This is a genomic window from Olsenella sp. SW781 (genome assembly GCF_012027725.1).
Classification (GTDB): Bacteria; Actinomycetota; Coriobacteriia; order Coriobacteriales; family Atopobiaceae; genus Thermophilibacter.
Genome location: NZ_SJOU01000001.1, coordinates 27,668 through 51,712 on the forward strand (window position 1 = coordinate 27,668; position 24,045 = coordinate 51,712).

The 24,045-nt window shown below is 68.2% G+C and carries 14 protein-coding genes; 11 read left to right on the forward strand and 3 right to left on the reverse strand.

Annotation, left to right across the window (positions count from 1 at the left end):
• Positions 1–802: 802 nt before the first annotated feature.
• Both ftsH and E0L17_RS00130 read right to left on the reverse strand, forming a co-directional pair.
• Positions 803–2,707 (reverse strand): ATP-dependent zinc metalloprotease FtsH, encoded by a 1,905-nt coding sequence (gene ftsH / locus E0L17_RS00125; RefSeq protein ID WP_206108918.1) that lies wholly within the window; start codon positions 2,705–2,707, stop codon positions 803–805.
• Between the two features lie 134 nt (positions 2,708–2,841).
• Positions 2,842–4,734: a fructose-1,6-bisphosphatase gene (locus E0L17_RS00130; RefSeq protein ID WP_286163172.1), complete on the reverse strand. Its 1,893-nt coding sequence runs from the start codon at positions 4,732–4,734 to the stop codon at positions 2,842–2,844.
• A gap of 508 nt (positions 4,735–5,242) precedes the next feature.
• Between E0L17_RS00130 and ileS the strand changes: the two genes are divergently transcribed.
• The 5 genes from ileS to E0L17_RS00155 all read left to right on the forward strand — a co-directional run bounded on the left by ileS (position 5,243) and on the right by E0L17_RS00155 (position 12,851).
• The gene (gene ileS / locus E0L17_RS00135) at positions 5,243–8,020 is read left to right on the forward strand and encodes an isoleucine--tRNA ligase (protein ID WP_286163189.1); all 2,778 of its coding nucleotides are present in this window, start codon (positions 5,243–5,245) and stop codon (positions 8,018–8,020) included.
• A 2-nt stretch (positions 8,021–8,022) separates the two neighbouring features.
• The gene (gene lspA, locus E0L17_RS00140; protein ID WP_286163173.1) at positions 8,023–8,538 is read left to right on the forward strand and encodes a signal peptidase II; all 516 of its coding nucleotides are present in this window, start codon (positions 8,023–8,025) and stop codon (positions 8,536–8,538) included.
• A 70-nt stretch (positions 8,539–8,608) separates the two neighbouring features.
• A complete protein-coding gene (locus tag E0L17_RS00145; RefSeq protein ID WP_167929279.1) occupies positions 8,609–9,637 on the forward strand; it encodes an RluA family pseudouridine synthase in 1,029 nt (342 codons plus the stop codon).
• Between the two features lie 51 nt (positions 9,638–9,688).
• Positions 9,689–10,981 (forward strand): glycosyltransferase family 2 protein, encoded by a 1,293-nt coding sequence (locus E0L17_RS00150; protein ID WP_445331026.1) that lies wholly within the window; start codon positions 9,689–9,691, stop codon positions 10,979–10,981.
• Between the two features lie 259 nt (positions 10,982–11,240).
• Positions 11,241–12,851 carry an ATP-binding cassette domain-containing protein gene (locus E0L17_RS00155; protein WP_167929281.1) on the forward strand — a complete coding sequence of 537 codons (1,611 nt, stop codon included), beginning with the start codon at positions 11,241–11,243 and terminating at the stop codon, positions 12,849–12,851.
• A gap of 305 nt (positions 12,852–13,156) precedes the next feature.
• Here E0L17_RS00155 and E0L17_RS00160 read toward each other — a convergent pair whose 3' ends face one another.
• Complete coding sequence (locus tag E0L17_RS00160) at positions 13,157–13,984, reverse strand: helix-turn-helix domain-containing protein (RefSeq protein ID WP_167929282.1); 828 nt, start codon at positions 13,982–13,984, stop codon at positions 13,157–13,159.
• Positions 13,985–14,161: 177 nt separating this feature from the next.
• Between E0L17_RS00160 and E0L17_RS00165 the strand changes: the two genes are divergently transcribed.
• The 6 genes from E0L17_RS00165 (at position 14,162) to rbfA (ending at position 24,036) form a co-directional block, all read left to right on the forward strand.
• The gene (locus E0L17_RS00165) at positions 14,162–15,673 is read left to right on the forward strand and encodes an IMP dehydrogenase (protein ID WP_167929283.1); all 1,512 of its coding nucleotides are present in this window, start codon (positions 14,162–14,164) and stop codon (positions 15,671–15,673) included.
• 233 nt (positions 15,674–15,906) lie between these two features.
• Positions 15,907–18,468, forward strand: a complete 2,562-nt coding sequence (gene leuS / locus E0L17_RS00170) for a leucine--tRNA ligase (protein ID WP_167929284.1) — start codon at positions 15,907–15,909, stop codon at positions 18,466–18,468.
• Positions 18,469–19,102: 634 nt separating this feature from the next.
• A complete protein-coding gene (gene rimP, locus E0L17_RS00175) occupies positions 19,103–19,609 on the forward strand; it encodes a ribosome maturation factor RimP (RefSeq protein WP_167929285.1) in 507 nt (168 codons plus the stop codon).
• A gap of 10 nt (positions 19,610–19,619) precedes the next feature.
• Positions 19,620–20,864 (forward strand): transcription termination factor NusA, encoded by a 1,245-nt coding sequence (nusA, locus tag E0L17_RS00180; protein ID WP_167929286.1) that lies wholly within the window; start codon positions 19,620–19,622, stop codon positions 20,862–20,864.
• A 58-nt stretch (positions 20,865–20,922) separates the two neighbouring features.
• On the forward strand, positions 20,923–23,553 hold the full coding sequence (gene infB / locus E0L17_RS00185) for a translation initiation factor IF-2 (RefSeq protein ID WP_167929287.1): 2,631 nt from the start codon (positions 20,923–20,925) through the stop codon (positions 23,551–23,553).
• 51 nt (positions 23,554–23,604) lie between these two features.
• Complete coding sequence (gene rbfA / locus E0L17_RS00190) at positions 23,605–24,036, forward strand: 30S ribosome-binding factor RbfA (protein ID WP_167929288.1); 432 nt, start codon at positions 23,605–23,607, stop codon at positions 24,034–24,036.
• Positions 24,037–24,045: the final 9 nt, after the last annotated feature.

Below are 24,045 nucleotides of genomic sequence, written 5' to 3' on the forward strand. Positions count from 1 at the left end.
TATGTGAAAGGCAGATGGTCATCATGCGTCGAGCGTAGCGCGCTGCGGGTCGTCTCGGCTGGGGATTGTGCGAAAGCTCGCCAGCTTGCTGCCGCGAAGCGTGCGCGACGCTGACCAGACCATCCGTTCGCGCAGGTCATACAACTTGACATAAGACGAGGTACTCGAAGAAGGCGTGCCGCGGCCGACCGCGCCCGGTCACAGTCCGACCGTCCACCGCCCGTGCGCCACGAAACACGCTCGGGTGCTCAGTTGCAGAAATGAGTACGAAGCGGTGCTCACTTTCGGATTTGCGTGCGGCGCGGTGCGCACATTCGGAAGTGAGTACCTCCTCAGCGCGCAGCCGGTCGGGTCGGGCGAGAAGAACCTCGGGTTTTGGTTTGCCCGGCGCCGATGCCGGCCCGATGCGGCACTCATTTCCGAAAGTGCGTGCTGCGTCGTACACAGCTCCGGAAATGAGTACCGAGGTATGCGCAATTCTGGATATGAGTACCACGCTGCGTGCAGTTGCGGATGTGCGTGCTGCATTGAATGCGGTTGCGGGCGTGAGTGCCGTGCTGCGGCGCACTCAGTTCCGGAAATGAGTGCCGTTCCGTGCGCAGTTGCGAAAATGAGTACGGCACGGCACGCAGATGCGGAAGTGAGTGCCGCGCCATGAGCAGCTCCGAATCCGCGCGCCCCGCCGCACGCGGCCCCGGATCCGCGTGCCGTCCCATGAAGAGGCGCCTCCCTCACGCGGCTTCTGCTAAGCAGTGAGCGGTGAGGGAGGCACCTCGTGCTTGGGGCTCGCGGACAGCGGCCGCTACTCGGCGGGCGGCTTCGGCATCTTGGGGGCGAAGCCGTCGTCGCGGGTGAGGATGTTCATGAACTCCTCGCCCGTGATGGTCTCCTTCTTCTGGAGGTAGTGGGCGATCTCGTGGAGCTTGAAGCGGTTCTCGCGCAGCGTGCGCAGCGCGGTCTGGTGCCCCTCCTCGACGAGGCGCTGCACCTCGGCGTCGATCTCCTGCGCGGTGCCCTCGGAGCAGGTGAGCTGAGAGCCCCCGCCGAGGTAGCGGCTCGCGGGCTGGCCGAGCTGCACCATGCCGAACTTCTCGGACATGCCGTACTGCGTGACCATGGCGCGCGCGAGCTGCGTGGCCTTCTCGATGTCGTTGGAGGCGCCGGTGGTCATCTCGTTGAAGATGAGCTCCTCGGCGGCGCGCCCGCCGCAGAGCACGGCGATCTTGTCCTTGGCCTCCTGGCGCGTGGTGAGGAAGTGCTCGTCCTCCTCGACCTGCATGGTGAAGCCGAGCGCGCCCGAGGTGCGCGGCACGATCGTGATCTTGGAGACGGGCGCCGAGCCCTTCTGCATCGCCGCCACGATGGCGTGTCCGGTCTCGTGGTAGGAGACGACCTCCTTCTCGTGCTGAGAGAGCACCGTGGACTTCTTCTTCTCGCCGGCGATGACCACGTCGACGGACTCGAGCAGGTCCTCCTGCGTGACGCGGTTCCGGCCGAAGCGCACGGCGCGCAGCGCGGCCTCGTTGATGATGTTGGCGAGGTCGGCGCCAGACGCGCCGGGCGTGGAGCGGGCGACGACGCCGAGGTCGATCCCGCGCTCCATCTTCACGTCGTCGGCGTGGATCTTGAGGATCGCCTCGCGGCCGGCGAGGTCGGGCAGCTCCACCGGGATGCGGCGGTCGAAGCGGCCCGGGCGCAGCAGCGCCTGGTCGAGCGTCTCCGGTCGGTTGGTGGCGGCCAAGACGACGATGCCCTTGTGGTTGTCGAAGCCGTCCATCTCGGAGAGGAGCTGGTTCAGGGTCTGCTCGCGCTCGTCGTTGGAGCTGAGGGAGGAGTCGCGCCGCTTGCCCACGGCGTCGATCTCGTCGATGAAGACGATGCAGGGCGCCTTCTCGCTCGCCTGCTTGAAGAGGTCGCGCACCTTGGCGGCGCCGCGGCCGACGAACATCTCGACGAAGGCCGAGCCCGCGATCTGGAAGAACGTGACGCCGGCCTCGCCGGCGACGGCCTTGGCCAGGAGCGTCTTGCCCGTGCCCGGAGGGCCCACGAGCAGCGCGCCGCGGGGGCAGCGCGCGCCGATCTCGTTGTACTTCTCGGGGTTCTTGAGGAAGCTCACGATCTCCTGGAGGGACTCCTTGGCCTCGTCCTGGCCTGCCACGTCCTTGAACGTGACCCCGGTCTCCTCGCCCTTGATCTCCTTGGCGTTGGACTTGCCGAGGCCGCCGCCCATGCCGAAGCCGCCCCCGCCGAAGTTCATCGAGGGGCCGTCGTCGCCCATGGCCTTCTTCATGCGGCGGTTGAGCCACCAGCCGATGCCGAGGAAGATGAGGATCGGCAGGCCGTAGGAGATGAGCAGCATGAGCCACATGTCCCCGGAGGTGTCCGGGATGTTGGCGTCGGCGTCGACGTTGTGCTCGTCGAGCCGCTCGATGAGCGTGCTGTCGCCCGGCCACATCGTGGTCTCGTAGATCTTCTCGCTCTCGCCCTCGCCGGTCGTGAAGGTGAGGGTGTTGTCGCCGGTGTTGAGGTCGACCTTCTTGACCTGGTCCTGGTCGACCATCGTGAGGAACTCGGTGTAGCTCACGTCCTGCACCTGGCGCGCGGTGAGGTTGGTCCCGAGCGTCTGGCTGATCGCGAGGTACGCGATGAGCGCGATCAGGATGTAGAGCAGCATCGAGCGCCGACGCTTGTTCTCGTTCATGTCCATGAGTTGCGGTTACCCTTCGTGCGTGTCCATACCTGGGTTCTTTGATACCCAGATTATCAGCCCTTAGTTTCGGAACAGACAATCTCCCGGTTTGCGTCATGCCGCGCCAGCGGCGTCACCCATCGACGGCGTGCTCAGGCCCGCGCGCCGGCGTGCTCGGGCAGCTCTCCCGTGCGGTACCCGTCGAGCAGGGCGCGCAGGTCGGAGATCTGCTCGCGGATGTCGGCGCCCGTGTCGGTGTCGTTGATCGTGAGCGGGCGCGGGTTCACCTCGAAGCGATCGTCGTCGCTCATGATGTCCGTGTTGAGGTCGAGGACGTCGGCGATCGAGCCGAAGGGGCGGTGCGCCTTGATGCGCATGCCGTGCGGGTCGGAGATGAGCGTGTAGCCCGCGATGCCCGTCGTCTTGTGGTAGGCCTGGCAGAAGCCGCCGTCGATGACGATGAGGTGGCCGCCGGCCCGCACGGCCTTCTCGCCCTCCGAGGCGTGGACCGGCGTGTGGCCGTTGATGATGTGGCCGCGGTCGGGGTTGACGCCGAACTCCTCGAGGATGCGCCGGCAGACCTCGGGGTTGTCCGTGAGGGCGTAGTAGGGGTCGCGCGGCTCGGCCCAGGTGGAGCGGTCCTTGAAGTAGGTCCGCTCGAAGGTCTTGACCACGCGGCCCGACAGCGGCGAGTAGCGCCCGCACCACAGGTACCACATCCAGTCGAGCGATATCTCGTCGTGCTCGTGCCAGGCGCGCCGGGCGAGGCGGTCGGCGTAGTCGTAGTAGGCCTTGCCGGCGAGGAGCTGCCCCTGGTGGTTCACGGGGTGGAAGGTCCCGTCCTCGTTCATGGGGACGCACGCGTGGAAGAGCACGTCGTCGTTGTGGACGAGGTAGGCGCTGCCGCGCTCGTAGAGGAAGTTCACGTGCGCCTGCAGCTTGTACGAGGTGCGCACGGCCTCGAGGAGGTTGTCCATGACGCGGATCTCGTCCTCGGAGAGCGCGTAGGGGTCGCTCGGGTCGAGGGTGGGGAAGTCGCTCGAGACGAGCTCGTACTCGCGGCCGCCCACCGCGCACACGCCGCGCGCGGGGTCCACGTGGCCCAGCAGCAGGCGGTCCTCCATGTGCCAGTTGGGGTGGCGCGCGATGGTCTGCCCCTCGAGCTTGAAGAGAATGACCGAGATGGCCTTCTCGAGCGGCGTCATGGCGTCGTCGGCCGCGTAGGTGGCCTCGGCGAACAGGGCGAGCTCGCGCAGCGAGACGCCGTAGGCGCTCTCGAGGATCTTGAGCGAGTCGTAGCGGATGTTGTTGCGGATTACCGCCGCGAGGCACGTGGCCGAGCCCGCCGCGGCGCCCATCCACACGATGTCGTGGTTGCCCCACTGCAGGTCGACGGAGTGGTACTCCATCAGGCGGTCGAGGATCTTGTCGGCGTGCGCGCCGCGGTCGAAGACGTCGCCCACGAGGTGGAGGTGGTCCACGGCGAGCCGCTTGATGAGCGAGGCGAGGCTCACGATGAAGTCGTCCGCCGAGCCCGTGTCCACGATCGTGTCGATGATGCGCTGGTGGTAGCGCTGGCGCTGCTCGCCCTCGCCGGGGGCGGCGTGGAGGAGCTCGTCGATGATGTAGGCGTACTCCACCGGCATGGCCTTTCGGACCTTCGAGCGCGTGTAGGAGTCGGAGAGGTAGCGCGCCAGGCGCACGAGCCGCATGAGCGTGATGGCGTACCACTCCGCGCTCACGACGCCCGAGGCCTTGAGGCGGCGGAGCTTCCGGTGCGGGTAGTAGATGAGCGTGCAGAGGTCCGCCTGCTCGTCGTGGGTGAGCTCGAAGCGGAACGTGGCCTGCACGCGCTCGCGGATGACGCCCGAGCAGTTGTTGAGGATGTGCTTGAAGGCGTCGTACTCGCCGTGGACGTCGGACACGAAGTGCTCGGTGCCCTTGGGCAGGTTGAGGATGGCCTCGAGGTTGATGATCTCCGTGTAGGCCGACTGCGCGGTGGGGAACTTCTCGGAGAGCAGCTCGAGGTACTTGCGGTCTGGCATGCGGGGTCCCTTCTCGTCGCGTATCCGTTCCATGGTGTGCCGTCGGTATCGATTCCGCACCCCACAATTCGGCGAGTAGAACAAGCTTGTAACGCGTGCGCGCCAAACGTGCTACCATGCTGCAACAGGCGATGACGGGGAGAGTACCCGGGGTCGCGCGGCCAAGAGAGAGCGGGGACGGTGGGAGCCCGCGGTCGCGTCCCGGCGAAGATCACCCCCGAGCCGCGGCCCCAAAGCCTGGCGGGAAGGGCGTTCTTCTCGCCGCGCGAGTAGGCGTCGCCGGAGTGGCCGCCGACACAGGCCAGCCGAGTACGGCGGATATCCGCTCGCTGGGTGGTTCACAAGCGAAGTCGCGTGCGCGCTTCGTCCCAGCAGGAGGGGCGGGCGCGTTTTTTCGTGTCCGGGTAGAGCGTGCAAAAGTGCCTGTCACTTTTGCACACAGAAGGAGGAGAGCGTGGCGAAGAACGAGTACAAGAAGACCACCAACCTGCCGAGCACGGGCTTTCCCATGCGCGCCGGCCTGGCCCAGAACGAGCCCAAGCGCCTGGCGATGTGGGAGGAGAACCACGTCTACGAGCAGATGATCGCCAAGAACGAGGGGCACGAGAAGTTCGTCCTGCACGACGGCCCCCCGTACGCCAACGGCCCCATCCACCTCGGCCACGCGCAGAACAAGATCTCCAAGGACATCATCAACCGCTACTGGTCCATGCGCGGCTACCAGACGCCGTACGTCCCCGGCTGGGACTGCCACGGCCAGCCCATCGAGCACAAGGTCGAGACCATGCTCGGCACGGAGAAGTTCAACCAGCTTCCCACCGAGAAGATTCGCGAGCTCTGCCGCAAGATGGCCGTCGAGCAGGTGGACACCCAGCGCCAGGGCTTCAAGCGCCTGGGCGTCCTCGGCGAGTGGGACAACCCCTACCTCACCTACGTGAACGACTACGACGCCACCGACGTCGAGATCTTCAAGGCCATCTTCGACGCCGGCGCCATCACGCAGGGCTCCAAGCCCGTGCACTGGTGCTCGCACTGCCACACGGCCCTCGCCGAGGCGGAGATCGAGTACGGCGACGAGGTCAGCCCCGCCATCTTCGTGCGCTTTGAGATGACCACGGTGCCGGAGGGCCTGGAGGCCTGGGCCGGCAGGCTCTTCGTTGACATCTGGACCACCACGCCGTGGACCCTCCCCGCCGACGACGCCGTCATCTGCCACCCCGAGGCCACCTACGTGGCGCTCGTCCACGACGGCCGCGCGGAGATCGTGGCCGAGGCGCTCGCCGAGCGCTGCGCCGCCAAGTTTGGCTACGGCGAGGTTGCACTCGTGCGCGGCGAGGACGGCGAGCCCTGGCGCGCCACGGGCGAGCAGCTCGCGCACAACCGCTACAAGCAGCCGATCTTTGGCGACCAGGGCGAGACGGGCGAGTTCATCTACGCCGACTACGTCACTCTGGATGACGGTACGGGCATCGTCCACTGCGCGCCCGGCCACGGCGTGGACGACTACCTCGCCGGCCAGAAGTTCGGCATCCCCACGGTCATGCCGGTCGACGACGACGGCCGCTTCTTCGTGGGCGACGGCATGGGCACCGGCGGCCCGTGGTCCGGCATGGAGGTCAACGAGGCCAACCCCAAGATCATCGAGTGGCTGCGCGAGCGCGGCACGCTGATCCTGCACGAGGACATCAACCACAGCTACCCGCACTGCTGGCGCTGCAAGGAGCCCGTCATCTTCCGCGCCACGAGCCAGTGGTTCGTCTCGATGGACAAGCCCCTGCGCGGCGGCAAGAGCCTCCGCGAGCAGGCGCTCGAGGAACTCTCCAAGGTGAAGTTCTACCCCGGTCACGCCATCAAGCGCATCGGCTCGATGGTTGAGGGCCGCCCGGACTGGTGCATCAGCCGCCAACGCAACTGGGGCGTGCCCATCCCGGCCTTCACCTGCCAGGACTGCGGCGAGACCGTCATGAACGACGACACGCTCGACGCCGTGATCGAGCTCTTCCGCGAGAAGGGCTCCGACGCCTGGTTCACCGACGACCCCGCGAGCTACCTTGGGCAGTCGTGCGTCTGCCCCAAGTGCGGCGGGCACCACCTCAAGGCCAACAAGGACATCCTCGACGTGTGGTGGGACTCCGGCGTCTCCCACACCGCCGTCTGCCGCCACCGCGACAACCTCACGTTCCCGGCCGACATGTACCTCGAGGGCTCCGACCAGCACCGCGGCTGGTTCATGAGCTCGCTCATGACCTCCGTGGGCGCCTACGGCGTGGCGCCGTACAAGTCCGTGGTCTCCCAGGGCTTCACGCTCGACGGCCAGGGCCGCAAGATGTCCAAGTCGCTCGGCAACGTCATCGACCCCAACGCCGAGTGCGACACCCGCGGCGCCGACATCCTGCGCCTGTGGGTCACCTCCGTCGACACCTCCAACGACATCCCCTGCGACGGCACGATCCTCGACCACGTGGGCGAGGCCTACCGCCGCTTCCGCAACACGCTGCGCTTCCTGCTCGGCGAGATCGAGGGCCAGTTCGACCCGGCGACCGACGCCGTGGCTTTTGACGAGCTCCTCCCGTACGACAAGCTCACGCTCGCGCGCCTCTGCCAGGTCCACGACCAGGTGAGCGCCGCCTACGAGTCCTATCGCTTCAACGTGGTCTACCGCATGCTCTACGACTACGTGATCACGGAGCTCTCCAACGGCTACCTCAACGCCACCAAGGACCGCGTCTACTGCGGCGAGAAGAACGGCTTCGAGCGCCGAAGCGCCCTCACCGTCTGGGCGCAGATCCTCTCGATGCTCGTGCACGACCTGCAGCCCATCCTCGTCTACACCACCGACGAGGCCATGAGCTACCTCCCGGAGTCGCTGCGCGACGGCCAGGAGTTCGCCGCCCTTCTCGACTGGTACCAGGCTCCCTGGACCGCCGAGGAGTACGAGCCCTACCTCGCCGCCTACGACGCCGTCGTCGAGGCCCGCGCCGCCTTCACCAAGGCCTACGAGACCGCCATCGCCGACGGCACGCTCACCGAGAAGACCACGCAGGCCGCCCGCGCCACTCTGACGGCGCCCGCGGAGCTGCACGCGCTTCTGGCCGGCGAGCTTGGCTGCGACCTTGCCGAGCCCTTCGTCTGCTCCGAGGTCCTTCTCGCCCAGGGCGACGAGCTCGCCTGCTCAGTTGAGCCCGCGCACGGCGAGAAGTGCCCGCGCTGCTGGAACTTCCGCGAGCTCGGCGAGGACGGCCTCTGCCCGCGCTGCCACGACGCCGTGGCCGCGCTCGGGGAGTAGGCTTGGCCGGCGCGTACGCCACGAACTCCGCCCGCGCGCGGCGGCTGGCGCTCTTCGCGCTGGTCGCCGCCGCGGTCGTCGCGCTCGACCAGGCGAGCAAGGCGGCCGCTCGCGCGACGCTCGTCCCCGGCGAGCCCGTGACGCTCATCCCGGGCGTGATGGACCTGAGCCTCGTCTACAACACGGGGGCCGCCTTCTCGCTCGGCGAGGGCGGCGGCCCCGTCTTCGTCCTGCTGGCCGCCGCGATCCTCGTCGCGGGGGTCGTGGTCGCGTGGCGGCGCGTCGATGTGCCGCTGCCGCTCGTGCTCACCGCCGCCGCCGTCGCGGGGGGCGGCGTGGGCAACGCGATCGACCGCGTGGCGCTCGGCGCCGTCACGGACTTCTTCAAGACGACGTTCGTCGACTTCGCCGTCTTCAACGTCGCCGACGTCTTCGTCACCTGCGGCGTATTTCTCGCCGTCGTGCTCTGGTGGCGCTGGGACCTCGCCCGCGAGCGCGCCGCGGCGGCGGGGGAGTAGCGCCCGCCCGCGCCTCCGCCCGTGATACGATAGCCAGCCGAGGAGCCGCCCGCCGACGAGAGGAGCCCGCATGGCGCAGCGCATCGTGAACCTGCTCGTGGACCCCGCGGCCGACGGCATGCGGCTCGACGCGTTTCTCGCCACGGGCGACGGCATGCCCTCGCGCTCGGCGTGCGCCCGCCTCGTGGAGGAGGGCGCCGTCACGATCAACGAGACGCCCGCCACCTCAAAGTCCGAGAGGGTCCTTCTCGGCGACCGCGTCCGCGCGACCCTCGACGAGCCCGAGCCCGAGCTCGCGGGCGGCCTGCTCGCCCCCAACCCCTACATCCCGCTCGACATCCGCTTCGAGGACGAGTACCTCATCGTGCTCTCCAAGCAGGCGGGGCTCGTCTGCCACCCGAGCCCCGGCCACGTCGACGACACGCTCGCCAACGCGCTCGTGGCGCACTGCGGCTACGCGCACCTCGGCATGCTCCAGGGCGAGGAGCGGCCCGGCATCGTCCATCGCCTTGACATGGACACCTCGGGCCTCATGGTCGCCGCCAAGGACGACGCCACGCAGAGGGCCCTGCAGGACCTCATCCGCCTGCGCGTGCTCGACCGCCGCTACGTCACGCTCACGCACGGGTACGTGGCGCACGACGAGGGGACCGTCGTCACCGGCATCGCCCGCTCCACGCGCGACCGCATCCGCATGGCCGTCTCCGACGCCCCCGGCGCGCGCGAGGCCATCACCACCTTCCGCGTGCTCGAGCGCTTCGAGGCGGCGCGGCGCGACGAGGGCTACACGCTCATGGAGTGCCACCTCTACACCGGGCGCACGCACCAGATCCGCGTGCACATGCGCCACGTGGGCCACGCCCTCGTGGGCGACCCGCTCTACGGCCGCGGTGACGCCCGGCTGAACCTCGGGCTCTCGCGGCAGTTCCTCCACTCGTGGCGCATCGCCTTCGACCACCCGGCGACGGGGGAGCGCATCACGATCGCCGACCGCCTGCCGGACGACCTTCTCGCTATACTAGAGGGACTGAGAGAGCGCTCGATGGGCCGGACCGCGGCGGGCGAGGAGATCTGCCCCGCGCTTGGCGCCGGGGCGTAAGGAAGCGAGAAGGACCGCGAGCAGACCGCGAGGGGTGTCGCCATGCCCATGATGGAGTTCAACAGACTCGGCCTCACGCCGATCGTCATCTTCAACCTGATCATCTGGCTCTTCTTCACGCTCGCGTACTTCTATCAGATCGTCTACGTGGTCCGCGTCATGTTCCGCGGGACGGTGACGCTGCCCAAGGCCAAGAAGCAGCACCGCTACGCGTTCTTCATCTCGGCGCACAACGAGGAGCTCGTCATCGGCAACCTCGTGCGCTCCATCCTCGCGCAGGACTACCCGCGCGAGCTCATGGACGTCTTCGTGGTCTGCGACGCGTGCACGGACAACACGCACGAGGAGGCCGAGAAGGCCGGCGCCATCGTCTGGGACAGAAACGACCTCGCGCGGCGCGGCAAGAGCTGGGCGCTCGACTACGGCTTCGACCGGATCCTCAACGAGTACGGCGACAAGTACGAGGCCTTCGTAGTCCTGGACGCGGACAACCTCGTGTCCAAGGACTTCATCTCGGTGATGAACCAGGCCTTCGACGCCGGCTACCTCGTCTGCACCGGGTACCGCAACTCCAAGAACTTCGACTCCTCCTGGGTGAGCGCCGCCTATGCGCTCTGGTTCATGCGCGAGGCCAAGTTCCTCAACAACGCCCGCATGATGGTCGGCACGAGCTGCGCCATCTCCGGCTCCGGCTGGATGGTCTCCGAGCGCATCGTGCGCGGCATGCACGGCTGGGACTTCCACACGCTCACCGAGGACATCCAGTTCTCCACCTTCTGCTGCGCCAACAACGTGCAGATCGGCTACGCGCCGGCCGAGTTCTTCGACGAGCAGCCCGTCACCTTCAAGGCCTCCTGGACGCAGCGCATGCGCTGGACCAAGGGCTTCTACCAGGTGTTCTTCTCGTACGCGCGCGACCTTGTGAAGGGCATCTCCAAGGGCCGCTTCGCGAGCTACGACATGCTCATGACGGTAGCGCCGGGCATGATTCTGACGCTGCTCTCGTTCTTCGTGAACGCCACGTACCTCATCGTGGGCTCGCTCTCCCACGGCTTCATCGCCACCCAGGGGGAGCTCAACATGTGCGTGGGCTCGCTCATCATGACCTTCGCGTCCATGTACGTCGTGTTCTTCATCCTCGCGATCATCACCACGGTCTCCGAGCGCAAGAAGATCCACGCCAAGAAGAAGTGGCGCGTGGTGGCCAACCTCTTCACGTTCCCGCTCTTCATGATGACCTACATCCCCATTACGGTGGCCGCGCTCTTCAAGAAGGTCGAGTGGGTGCCCACCAAGCACGACATTGCCGTCAACGTGGACGACATCGTGAGCGGCAACGCGTAGGCAAAAGGGGACGTGTTTTTTCGCGCAGGGCTTTTGGGACAGGCCTGCCCACGCTTGGTGGGCAGGCCTGTCCCAAAAGCCCTGCGCGAAAAAACACGTCCCCTTTTGCCCTTTTGCCCCGAAGATCCGGCGCACTCTCTTGGCGGGGTGCGCCGGATCTTCGGTTTGTGGGTGATGCCCCTTCGGCCGCGGCGCGTTTCTGACCTGCGGTGTCCTTCTCGTTCCTACGATGGTCCCAGCATCGTGGAAGGAGAGGGACATGGAGAGAAGAACCTCGGGCGGGAAGGCATACCCGCTCTTCAGGCCGAGCGCGCGCAACCTCGCGCTAGCGCTCGGCGTGGCGTCCGGGACCGTGCTCTCGGCGGCAGCGGCGTACCTGCTGGGAGCGATCGTGGACGCCCTGGCGTCCGGCGCGCTCACGCTCGGTGAGATTGCGGCGCGGCTTGCGGCGTTTCTCGGCGTGTCGCTCGCGGCCGCGCTTGCGAAGTTCGCCCTCGATGACTGGCTTCCGCTCAGGGCCAACCTCCGCGCGGAGGTGGACGCCTCGGACGAGGCGATTGACCAGCTGCTCGCCATGCCGCAGCGCGCCTTCGAGCGCCACGACGCCGGCCACTTCCTGAACGTGGTGAACGGCGCGGCGTTTGGCTACGGCGCCATGGCGGTCTACCTGAACGTGAACGCGGTGGGGTACGCGATCGCGGTCGCGGCGCTGCTGGGGTGCGCCGCGGCAATCGACCTCGTGCTCGTGCCGGTCTTTCTCTGCGGGCTGGTCGTGTACTTTGCGGTCAACTGGGTTCCCATGCACTCCGCCGGGCGCCTGCTCATGGAGATGATGCCCGCGCGCGAGGCCTGGCAGGAGGAGGCCCGTCGCCTCGTGGAGGAGAAGCGCGCGGCCAACGCCTGCGGCGCCGAGGGGTTCTACGAGCGGCGCTTCGAGGGATGCACGAACGAGTACCGCGCGTTCCTCCGCCGGCACCGCCTCGCCGACACCGCGCAGACGACGCTTCCCGCCGCCGTCTCGCCGGCGCTCCAGGTCGTGGTGCTCGCCGTGTGCGTGGCGCTCTGGGTGGCGGGGCAGGTCAGCCTCGGGGCGGTCGTCGCGGCGTGGCAGCTCTTCTCGCTGCTGCAGACCCCCATGGCGGGCATCTGCTCGTTCGTGAGCTTCTACGTGGCAAACCGCCCGAACCTCGCGCTGCTGCGCGAGCACGCGGAGGAGGCCGCAGAGCCCTCCGGCTTCGAGGCGCTCGCGACGGGCGAGAAGGACCTGGTGGTGCGCGTGGAGGGCGCCCTCTGGGCGACGCCCGAGCGCGGCGAGGGCGGCAGGCGGCTCTGGGCGGGGGAGTTCGAGGTTCGCCCGGGGGAGCTCGTGGTGGTGAAGGGCGCCAACGGCTCGGGCAAGTCCCGCCTGCTCGACCTCGTTCGCGGGCTCTCCGACCCGGCGGACCTCGACGGGCGCCTCGAGCTCGCGCCGGGGATGCTCGACGCGGCCTACCTCACGTACCCGATGCCCGTGGTGTCCGGCACGCTCGAGGACAACCTCCTCGGCGGCGCGGCGGACCCGGAGGTCGCGCGCGTGCTCGACCTGGGCGACCTGCCGGAGCGCGCCATCACGGACCAGCCGCTCAACCTCTCGCTCGGCGAGCGCCAGAAGCTGGGGCTCCTGCGCGCCCTCTCGCGCCCGGAGCCGGCGGTCCTTCTCGACGAGCCGCTCGCCAACCTCGACGCCGCCACGAGCGCGCGGCTCTGCGGCTACCTCGCGGGGCTCCGGGGCCGTCGCACCGTCGTGGCAATCATGCACTCGGGCGAGCTCGACGCGGCGGCGGACCGCATCTACGAGATCTGCGACGGCCGGCTCACGCGCGTCAAGTAGGCGCGTCACGCCGATTCTTATCGACTCAGCACCGCACTCCCCGCCGGCACTCATGAGTGCCGGCGGGGAGTGCCGGCGTTCTCGAATGGTGGAAGAGGGGAGTGTCGGCACCCAATTGGCGTCTGTCGAGAAGTGCCGGCTTCGCGCTTCCGAGGAGCCGACACTCATGGGTGTCGGCCCAGGGGTCGGAGCCCTCGCGCGTCTCCGTCCGCCTCTCGGGAGACCGTCCAAAATTAATCCGCCCTGTGGCGCTGAGAAAATGAAAAAGCCCAGTTGGGCGTTAGCTGACGGACCGTCAGGGCGGATTAATTTCGCGCCGCCTCGCGCCACTCCGCGGGACCGCGCCCAAACTGAGCCCGGAACGCGCGGTAGAAGTTGCTCGTCCCGGCGTAGCCCACCTGCCGGGCCACCTCGCGCACCGGAAGGCTCGTCGCGCGCAGCAGCATCGCCGCGCGCTCCATGCGTTGCTCGGCCACGAGCTCCGTGAACGTCTTCCCGCAGCGGTCGTGGATGAGCTCGGAGAGGTACGTGGTGCTGTAGGAATAGCGCCGTGCCAGCCCAGAGAGGCTCACGGACTCCGGGTGCGCGGAGATCTCCTGCAAGATCACGGCGAGCGCCTCGTCCGCCCCCTTCGGCCCCTCCTCGGGGATGGCGGGGGAGGCCAGGGCCACTATCGCGACGCCAAGCGCCTCCACCACCTGCTCCCAGCCGTCGCGCCGCTCCACGTAGGTCACCGCAGCGGCGGCATAGAGGTCGACCATGAGCTCCTTGTCAGGCTCGGGCGCGCTGACGCGCCGCGCGGAGTGGCGCTTCGTCGCGGTGGTCGTGAGCATGCGAAAGAGCGGCGAGTCCTCGTCCGCGATGGGCGTGAGGCTCTGAACGAAACGCTCTGTCGTGAAGTACAGGGCGAGAAAAACCGTGCGGTCCGCGCCCGGGCACGACGCGTCTCCGCAGAGCACGCCGAGTGGCGCCGACATCGAGATGATGTCGTGGTCGCCGGGGTTGGGCGGCATCGCGCCCATCTCGTCCTCGAGCCACGCGAGCATGAGAACGTTGCGCCCCGCCCGTGGCGCCCGCCCCGCCGTCTCGTCCATGATCTGCCGCACCGCCGCGGCCACGCGCGCGCTCTTCATGAGGCCCCCTCTCGACGCCTTGAGTATACGGCGCGCGCCTCCTGCGGCCGCCCTCCGCGTGTCCTTATCGTGAGCTGGTACTTCTCGGCAAACGGCAGCCGATAAACCCGTGAGCGGATGTTACAATGGCGTGAACTCAGCCAGTCATCCGCCGCGGGCGGGGAGAGGAGCCAGCACATGGCCACGTTCTTCGAGGGGGAGTCCCACACCTTTTCCGAGTACCTGCTCGTCCCCGGATACTCCTCGGCGGAGAACATCCCCGCCAACGTGTCGCTCAAGACCCCGCTCGTGAGGTTCCGCCGCGGCGAGGAGCCCGCGCTCAGCCTCAACATCCCGATGGTCTCCGCCATCATGCAGTCCGTCTCCGGCGTCGACATGGGCGTGGCGCTCGCCATTGAGGGCGGCCTCGCCTTCATCTACGGCAACCAGACGCCCGAGGCCGAGGCGGCCATGGTCAAGGCCGTCAAGGACCACAAGGCCGGCTTCGTCGAGTCCGACTCCACGCTCACGCCGGACATGACGATGGAGCAGGTCATGGAGCTCAAGGAGCGCACCGGCCACTCCACCATGCCCGTCACCGACGACGGCTCCTCCCGCGGCAAGCTCCTCGGCATCGTGACGAGCCGCGACTACCGTCCCAGCCGCGACGACCACCAGAAGAAGGTCCGCGAGTTCATGACCCCGCGCGAGCGCCTCATCGTGGGGGACAAGGACATCACGCTCAAGAAGGCCAACGACGTCATCTGGGACAACAAGCTCAACGCCCTGCCCGTCGTTGACGAGAACGACCACCTCGTGGGCATCGTCTTCCGCAAGGACTACGACCAGCACAAGTCCAACCCCAACGAGCTCCTGGACGCCAACAAGCGCTACATGGTGGGCGCGGGCATCAACACCCGCGACTACGCCGAGCGCGTGCCGCTGCTCGTGGAGGCCGGCGCCGACGTGCTCTGCATCGACTCCTCCGAGGGCTTCTCCGAGTGGCAGAAGCGCACGCTCGAGTGGGTGCGCGCCAACTACGGCGACTCGGTCAAGGTGGGCGCCGGCAACGTCGTCGACGAGGATGGCTTCCGCTTCCTCGCCGACTGCGGCGCCGACTTCGTGAAGGTCGGCATCGGCGGCGGCTCGATCTGCATCACGCGCGAGACCAAGGGCATCGGCCGCGGCCAGGCCTCCGCGGTCATCGACGTCTGCCGCGCGCGCGACAAGTACTACGAGGAGACCGGCATCTACGTGCCCGTCTGCTCCGATGGCGGCATCGTCTACGACTATCACATGACGCTCGCGCTCGCCATGGGCGCCGACTTCATGATGCTCGGCCGCTACTTCGCCCGCTTCGACGAGAGCCCCACCGAGCGCGTGAACGTCAACGGCCAGTACATGAAGGAGTACTGGGGCGAGGGCTCCGCGCGCGCCCGCAACTGGCAGCGCTACGACCAGGGCGGCGCCTCCAAGCTCGGCTTCGTCGAGGGCGTCGACTCCTACGTGCCCTACGCCGGCTCCCTCAAGGAGGGCGTGGGCCAGACGATCTACAAGATCAAGTCCACGATGTGCAACTGCGGTGCCAAGACCATCAAGGAGCTGCAGGAGAAGGCGCGCCTGACGCTCGTCTCGTCCACCTCGATCGTCGAGGGCGGTGCGCACGACGTCGTGGTCAAGGACTCCCAGCACTCTGTGAGCTACCGCTAGGCGAGAAGAACCTGCGACTGCCGGCCTCCCGGACGTCTCTTTGAGAAGTGCGCTGCGCGGAACTTCTCTCCGAGACGTCCGGGAGGCCTTTCGTTGCTGGAACTTCCTCACGGCGGTCGGACGTTCCGTAGTGAGGTTTCGCGCAGCGCACTTCTCGGAGGAACACCCCTGCGGCCCTTTGAGTTGCTGCTACAATGGCACGGTTGACCATCACGCACGAAGGAGTCACGCAGATGAGCGACGCCGAGAAGAACTTCGAGGTCCCGGCCTACGACGCCGAGGAGATCGAGACCCGCTGGCAGGCCGAGTGGGACGCCGAGGAGCTCTACAAGACCGAGGAGAGCCCCGAGAAGCCCAAGAAGTACGTGCTGGAGATGTTCCCGTACCCCTCGGGCGACCTGCACATGGGCCACGCGCGCAACTACACGATCGGCGACGCCATGGCGCGCCAGGCGCGTATGCGCGGCTTCGACGTGCTGCACCCGATGGGCTACGACGCCTTTGGCCTGCCCGCCGAGAACGCCGCCATCAAGCACAACACGCAGGCGAGCGTCTGGACGCACCAGAACATCGCGCAGGCCACCAAGACCATGCGCCGCATGGGCTTCTCCTACGACTACGACCGCATGTTCAACACCTGCGACCCCGAGTACTACAAGTGGGGCCAGTGGATCTTCCTCAAGATGTGGGAGAAGGGCCTCGTCTACCGCGACAACTCGCCGGTGAACTGGTGCCCCGGCTGCCAGACGGTGCTTGCCAACGAGCAGGTCGTCGACGGCAAGTGCTGGCGCTGCGGCTCGGTGCCCGAGAAGCGCGCTCTCTCCCAGTGGTACTTCAAGATCACCGACTACGCCCAGGAGCTGCTCGACGACCTCAAGAAGCTCGAGGGCAAGTGGCCCGAGCGCGTCCGCGCGATGCAGGCCAACTGGATCGGCCGCTCCGAGGGCGCCGAGATCGACTTCACGCTGGCCGCGGAAGACGGCGTGACCCCCACCGACACCAAGATCACCGTCTTCACCACGCGCCCGGACACGCTCTTTGGCGTCTCCTTCTTCCTGCTGCCGCCCGAGAGCCCGCTCGCCGCGGAGCTCGTGGCCGGCACCGAGCACGAGGCCGCCTTCCTCGAGCTCAAGGCCGCCGCGGAGAAGGTCTCCTCGGTCGACCGCCAGGGCTCCGAGCGCGAGAAGCACGGCGTCTTCACCGGCCGCTACGTCATCAACCCGGTGAACGGCCGCCCGGCGCCCATCTGGGTCGCCGACTACGTCCTCATGGACTACGGCACCGGCGCCGTCATGGGCGTGCCCTGCGGCGACCAGCGCGACTTCGACTTCGCCAAGAAGTACGGCCTCGAGATCGCCCCGATCATCTGCGAGAAGGACGACCCGCTGTACGAGCAGCTCAAGGACGAGCGCGAGCTCGTGGTGACCTCCGTCGACTGGGACCACGCGATGGAGGCAGAGGGCTACCTCGTGCAGTCCGGCCAGTTCACCGGCATGAAGGGCGGCAAGCACTCCGAGGCCGTGGACGCCATCATCGACTGGCTTGGGCGGCAGGGCCTCGGACGCAAGACGGTGCAGTTCCGCCTGCGCGACTGGCTCATCTCCCGCCAGCGCTACTGGGGCAACCCGATCCCGATGATCCACTGCGACGACTGCGGCGACGTGCCGGTGCCCTACGAGGACCTGCCCGTCACGCTGCCGGACGCGCTCGACCTCGGCGCTGGCGAGACGCTCGCCGCCTACGCGCCGTTCTACGAGACCACCTGCCCCAAGTGCGGCAAGCCCGCCAAGCGCATCACCGACACCATGGACACCTTCACGTGCTCCAGCTGGTACTACCTGCGCTACTGCGACCCGCACAACGAGGAGCTGCCCTTCTCGCGCGAGGCCGTGGACCGCTGGATGCCGGTGGACAACTACATCGGCGGCATCGAGCACGCCATCCTGCACCTGCTCTACAGCCGCTTCTTCACCAAGGTCCTGCGCGATCTCGGCATGATCGGCATCGACGAGCCCTTCGAGAACCTGCTCTGCCAGGGCATGGTCAAGGACGCCAACGGCGACACCATGTCCAAGTCCAAGGGCAACGTCGTGCCGCCGTCCTCGGTGATCGAGCCCTACGGCGCGGACACCATGCGCCTGGCCATTCTCTTCATCGCCCCGCCCGAGAAGGACTTCAACTGGGACGAGGAGGCCGTCGCCGGCGCCAACCGCTTCATCAAGCGCGCGTGGCGCGTGGTCTGGCTGCTCAGCCAGGGCGCGGCCGCCGGCGCCGTGAGCGCGGGCACCCTCGACGCGGCGGGCAAGGAGCTCTGGCGCACGCTCAACGGCATGGGCATCAAGTGCACCACCGACTTCGACCGCGGCCAGTTCAACACCGCCATCTCCGCCGTCATGGAGATCACCAACGCGGCGTCCAAGTACGTGAACGACGTGGCGCCCGAGCAGCGCGACCCGGCGCTCAGCTTTGCCGTGGCGCACGCGATCGTGACGATGCTCGCGCCGATCTGCCCGCACTGGGCCGAGGAGCTCTGGCACAAGGCGCTGGCCCAGGAGGGCTCGGTCTACAACGCCGCCTGGCCCGAGTTCGACGCCGAGGCCGCCAAGGCCGACGAGGTGGAGATCGCGGTCCAGATCAAGGGCAAGGTCCGCGGCCGCGTGACCGTCGCCGCCGACGCCACCGACGACGAGGTCGCCGAGGCCGCCAAGGCCGCCGTGGCCGAGCAGCTCGCCGGCAAGGACATCAAGAAGGTCATCGTGATCAAGGGCCGCCTGGTCAACATCGTGGCGGTGTAGGCCCTCACGCGTGGGGCGGGCCCCTCCGTCCTGTCCGCGAGAAGTGCGCTGCGCGGAACTTCTCGCGGACAGGACGGAGGGGCCCGCGCGTCTCGGCATGCACGCGCTGCCGTCGGGGGAAGTGCGCTGCGCGGAACTTCTCGCGGACAGGACGGAGGGGCCCGCGCGTCTCGGCATGCACGCGCTGCCGTCGGGGGAAGTGCGCTGCGCGGAACTTCTCTCCGGAACATCGGCGGGCCTCCTGCGCGTCGGCCTGCACGCGCTGCCGTCAGGGGGGTGCGTTGCAGCTGAGGGAATGCGCAATCTGGTGTTTCCAGAAATGTCGGATTGCGCGTTCAGTGGCACGTGGATTTGGATACGTAGCTCGTCATTTGAAGCCATTTTTAATGCGTAGACTGACTTTATTGGCACTTTTACGGGCGAGAAGGACGCGTAACTTCGATTGTTTGAAAACGCGGGGTTGCGCGTCCTGCCTGGTGCCGCCCGCCGATGCCCGATGTGGGGTTCTCGTGGAGCCGCGGTTGACGCAAGGCGAGAAACACCGTAGACTAGCAGCGTATTCGAAGCTGTAACCGTAGGAAGTGGGGTGGATCTTCTCGCCCCGCTTCCTTTCTGTATGAAGACGGGAGGGGCGATGCCCAAGCAAGGTCTCGAGCAGACGATCATCGACGCGCTGGAGCCCACGGCCGCCGAGCGCGGCATCGACGTCGTCGACGTCGAGGTCGTCGGCGCGAGCAAGGCGCCGTGCGTGCGCGTCCGGATCGACCACGCGGACGAGTCCGCGCCCACCATCACGCTCGACGAGGTGACGGAGGAGACCGAGTGGATCTCGGCCGCGCTCGACGAGCTCGACCCCATTCCGTCGAGCTTCACGCTCGAGGTCTCGAGCCCCGGCATGGCGCGCCCGCTTCGCAAGCCGCGCGACTTCGCGCGCTTCGCCGGCCAGACGGTGGCGGCGAGCCTCGTCCCGGGCGAGGGGAGGCGCCGCTACACCGGCACCCTTCTCGGCATCGAGGGGGAGACGGTGGCCCTCGAGGTCGACGGCGAGCGCGTGGAGCTCGCGCTCGGCGATATCAGGAAGTGCACGATCAAGCCCGACTTCGGCGAGGCCGACGCCTCCGCCCCGGGCAGGAGGAAGTAAGGAGAAACCCATGGCCTCTCAGATGATGGAAGCCCTCGAGCTGCTCTGCCAGGAGCGTCACATCGACCAGCTCTACCTGCTCGACCGCCTCGAGCAGTCGCTCGCGAAGAGCTACGCGGACGTCCTGCACCTGCCCTTCGGCGCCCGCGTCACGATCGACCGCCAGACCGGCAAGGTCTACGTCTACGAGCTCGTCCCCAAGGGCGAGGAGGACCCGGAGACCGGCGAGTACACCGAGTTCGATGAGGTCGACGTGACCCCCGCCGACACGAGCCGCATCGCCGCCCAGCACGCCAAGGCCGAGATCAAGGCCATCGTGCGCAACGCCGCGCGCGTCCAGATCTACGAGGAGTTCTCGCAGCGCGTGGGCGACATCATCACCGGAACGGTCCTGCAGACCACCTCGGACTTCACGATCATCAAGATCCGCGAGGGCGTCGAGGCGGAGCTGCCGCACTTCGACCAGCGCCGCTTCCCCGAGGAGCGCAACGAGCGCCCCGCAGGCGAGCGCTACGCCCACAACCAGCGCATCCGCGCGATCATTATCGACGTGCGCGACCCCAACTCCACGCAGCCCGTGGTCCGCGGCGAGCGCCAGCGCCCGCCCATCGTGGTCTCCCGCACCCACCCGGACCTGCTTCGCCGCCTCTTCGAGCTCGAGGTGCCCGAGGTCTACGACGGCGTCGTCGAGGTCAGGAGCATCGCCCGCGAGCCCGGCGTGCGCTCCAAGGTGGCCGTCTCGTCAAACGACCCGCGCCTCGACCCGGTGGGCGCCTGCGTCGGCCCCAAGGGCAGCCGCGTGCGCACCGTGGTCTCCGAGCTTCGCGGCGAGCGCGTCGACGTGGTCCTCTGGAGCGACGACCCCGCCCGCCGCGTGGCCTCCGCGCTCTCGCCGGCGCGCGTCTCCCGCGTGATCATCGACGAGGAGACCGACTACGCGACCGTCATCGTCCCCGACGACCAGCTCTCGCTCGCCATCGGCAAGGAGGGCCAGAACGCCCGCCTCGCCGCGCGCCTCACGGGCATGCACATCGACATCAAGAACGAGTCCCTCGCCGCCGGCGTCCTGCGCGACCTGCCGCACGCCGTCGCGGAGGACGACCTGCTCGACGACGGCGAGTCGCACCGCTGCGAGTTCGTCGGCGCCAACGGCGTCCAGTGCCGCAACATGGCCCGTCCGGGCTCGCGCTTCTGCGGCATCCACGAGGCGATCGCCAGCGCCGAGGTCAGCTCCGACCCCGACTCGCTCATCTAGGGCGCCCGCTACGAATTGACAGACGGGCGCGTGCCCGAAGGTTTGGAAGGTAGGTCACATGGCAAAGACGCGCGTACATGACCTCGCGAAGGAATACGGGATGTCGAGCAAGGAGATGCTCGGACACCTCGCCGACATGAAGATACCGGCCAAGTCGGCCTCCTCGACGCTCGAGGACGCCTACGTCTCCATCGTGCGCAAGAAGCTCAAGCCCATCCTCGAGGCCCGCGCCGCGGAGATCGAGGCGGCCAAGCGCGCCGAGGAGGAGGCCAAGGCCGAGGAGGCCCGCATCGCCGCCGAGCAGGCCGAGGCGGAGCGCATCGCCGCCGAGGAGCGCCGCGAGCGCGAGCGCGCCGAGGAGGAGCGCCGCCGCGCCGCCGCCGAGGCGGAGCGCAAGGCCAAGGAGGCCGCCAAGGCCGAGGCCGAGCGCAAGGCCCGCGAGGAGGCCGAGAAGAACCGCGTGCGCGACAACGCGCCGAAGTCCGTCCCGTCCTTCTCGTCCCTGCTCGACCAGATCGCGCAGCAGGAGCAGGTCCTGAAGCAGCAGGCCGAGGAGGCCGCGCAGAAGAAGGCCGCCGAGAAGGGCGGGCGCGCCCGCCGCGCCGACGGCGCCCGGCCGGCCGGCCGGCGCGGCTCCGGCCCCGCCCCCGCGGCGCAGCCCGGCCCGAGCGCCCCGGCGTCAGACGACGGCCGCCGTCGCGGCAAGAAGGGCCGTCGCGGCGGGGAGGGCGGCGAGGACCGCTACAGCCGCATGGCGCGCGAGGCCGAGGCCTACAACCGCAGCCGCGTCCTCGAGGAGGCCCGCGTGGCCGTCGAGGAGGCGTCGCGCGAGTCCACCGGACGGCGCAAGCGCCGCAAGGAGCGCCGCCAGAAGCAGGCCGAGCAGGCCGCCGAGCAGCACCGCATCGAGGAGGCCATCGCCAACGACCAGGACCTCTCGCAGCTCGACACCGTGAGGGTCCCGCAGGGCTCCACCGTGGGCGAGCTCGCCGAGCTCCTCGGCGTGCCGGCCAACGACATCATCAAGCGACTCTTCCTGCTGGGCACCCCGCTCACGCTCACCGAGTCCATGTCCGACGAGCTCATCGAGCTCGTGGCCGACGACCTCGGCCGCGACGTCAAGGTCATGACCAAGGAGGAGGAGAACTCCTTCACGTTCTACGACGACCCCGCCGACCTCAAGCCGCGCCCGCCCGTGGTCACGGTCATGGGCCACGTCGACCACGGCAAGACGTCGCTGCTCGACGCCATCCGCCACACGGGCGTGGCCGAGGGCGAGGCCGGCGGCATCACGCAGGCCATCGGCGCCTCCCAGGTCAAGATCAACGGCCGCACGATCACCTTCATCGACACGCCGGGCCACGAGACCTTCACGGCCATGCGCGCCCGCGGCGCCAAGGTGACCGACATCGTCATCCTGATCGTCGCCGCCGACGACGGCGTCATGCCGCAGACCGTCGAGTCGATCAACCACGCCAAGGCCGCGGGCGTCCCCATCATCGTGGCCGTCAACAAGATCGACAAGCCCGGCGCCAACCCCGACAAGGTGCGCCAGGAGCTCACCGAGTACGGCGTCATCCCCGAGGAGTGGGGCGGGCAGAACATGTTCGTCAACATCTCCGCCAAGCAGAAGATCGGCATCGACGAGCTGCTCGAGACCGTCATCCTCCAGGCCGACGTCCTCGAGCTCAAGGCCAACCCGGACACCTTCGCCTCCGGCAACGTCCTCGAGGCCAAGCTCGACCGCGGCCGCGGCTCCGTGGCCACGGTCCTCGTGACGCGCGGCACCCTGCACATCGGCGACGCGCTCGTGGCGGGCATGGCCTACGGCCGCGTCCGCGCCATGCTCGACCCCAAGGGCAACTCCGTCACCGAGGCGGGCCCCTCCGACGCCGTCGAGATCCTCGGCCTCCAGAGCGTGCCCATGGCCGGCGACGAGTTCCGCGTCTTCCAGGACGACCGCGACGCCCGCGACCTCGCCGACCAGCGCGCCCTCAAGGCCCGCATCGAGGAGCAGAACCGCGTCAAGCACGTCACGCTCGAGAACCTCTTCGACACCATGGCCGACGCCGAGGTCAAGGAGCTCAACCTCATCATCAAGGCGGACGTCCAGGGTTCGATCGAGGCGCTCCAGGACTCGCTCGACAAGATGGATCAGTCCGAGGTCCGCATCAACACGATCCACTCCGCCGTCGGTGCCATCACGGAGACCGACGTCGTCCTCGCGGACGCCTCCAACGCCATCATTATCGGCTTCGGCGTGCGCCCGGAGGCGAAGGCCCGCGCGGCCGCGGAGCGCGACGGCGTGGAGATCCGCACCTACAGCGTCATCTACAAGGCCATCGAGGACATCGACGCCGCCCGCATCGGCATGCTCAAGCCCACCGAGGTCGAGGTCCAGACCGGCACCGCCGAGGTCCGCGACACCTTCAAGGTGCCCAAGGTCGGCATCGCCGCGGGCTGCATGGTCCAGGACGGCGAGATCTCCCGCGACGACCAGGTCAGGCTCGTCCGCGACGGCATCGTCGTCTACGACGGCAAGATCGCGTCGCTGCGCCGCTACAAGGACGACGTCAAGAGCGTGAAGGCCGGCTTCGAGTGCGGCATCGGCCTGGAGAACTTCCAGGACGTCAAGCCCGGCGACATCATCGAGGGCTACCGCATCGACCAGGTCGCGCGCACCGAGTAGTCACGGACGGGGCGGGGCCGCGCGGCCCCGCCCCGCTTGGGGGCATAACCAATGAAGCAGAACCAGTACTCGAGAAGGACCAACGCGCTCGCGAGGGAGAAGCTCGCGAGCATCCTGCTCTTCGAGGTGTCCGACCCCGACCTCGCGCTCGTGACCGTCACGGGCGTCGAGGTGTCGGTCGACAAGTCGCTCCTGCGGGCGTTCGTGAGCTGCGACGCCGATCGCTACGACGAGGTCACCGCCGCGCTCGCGCGCGCCAAGGGCCGCATCCGCTCGCTGCTGGGCCGCTCGCTCGGCTGGCGCGTGACCCCGGAGCTCGACTTCCGCATCGACACCACGACCGACGAGGCCGAGCGCATCGCGCGCGCCCTCGAGGACGTGCCGCCCACCATCGGCGTCGAGAAGGACGAGTTCGGCTATCCGATCGCCGGCGAGCCCGCGGGCGCGGGCGAGTCGACTGGCGAGAAGAGCGACGGGGAATAGGGGGTCCGC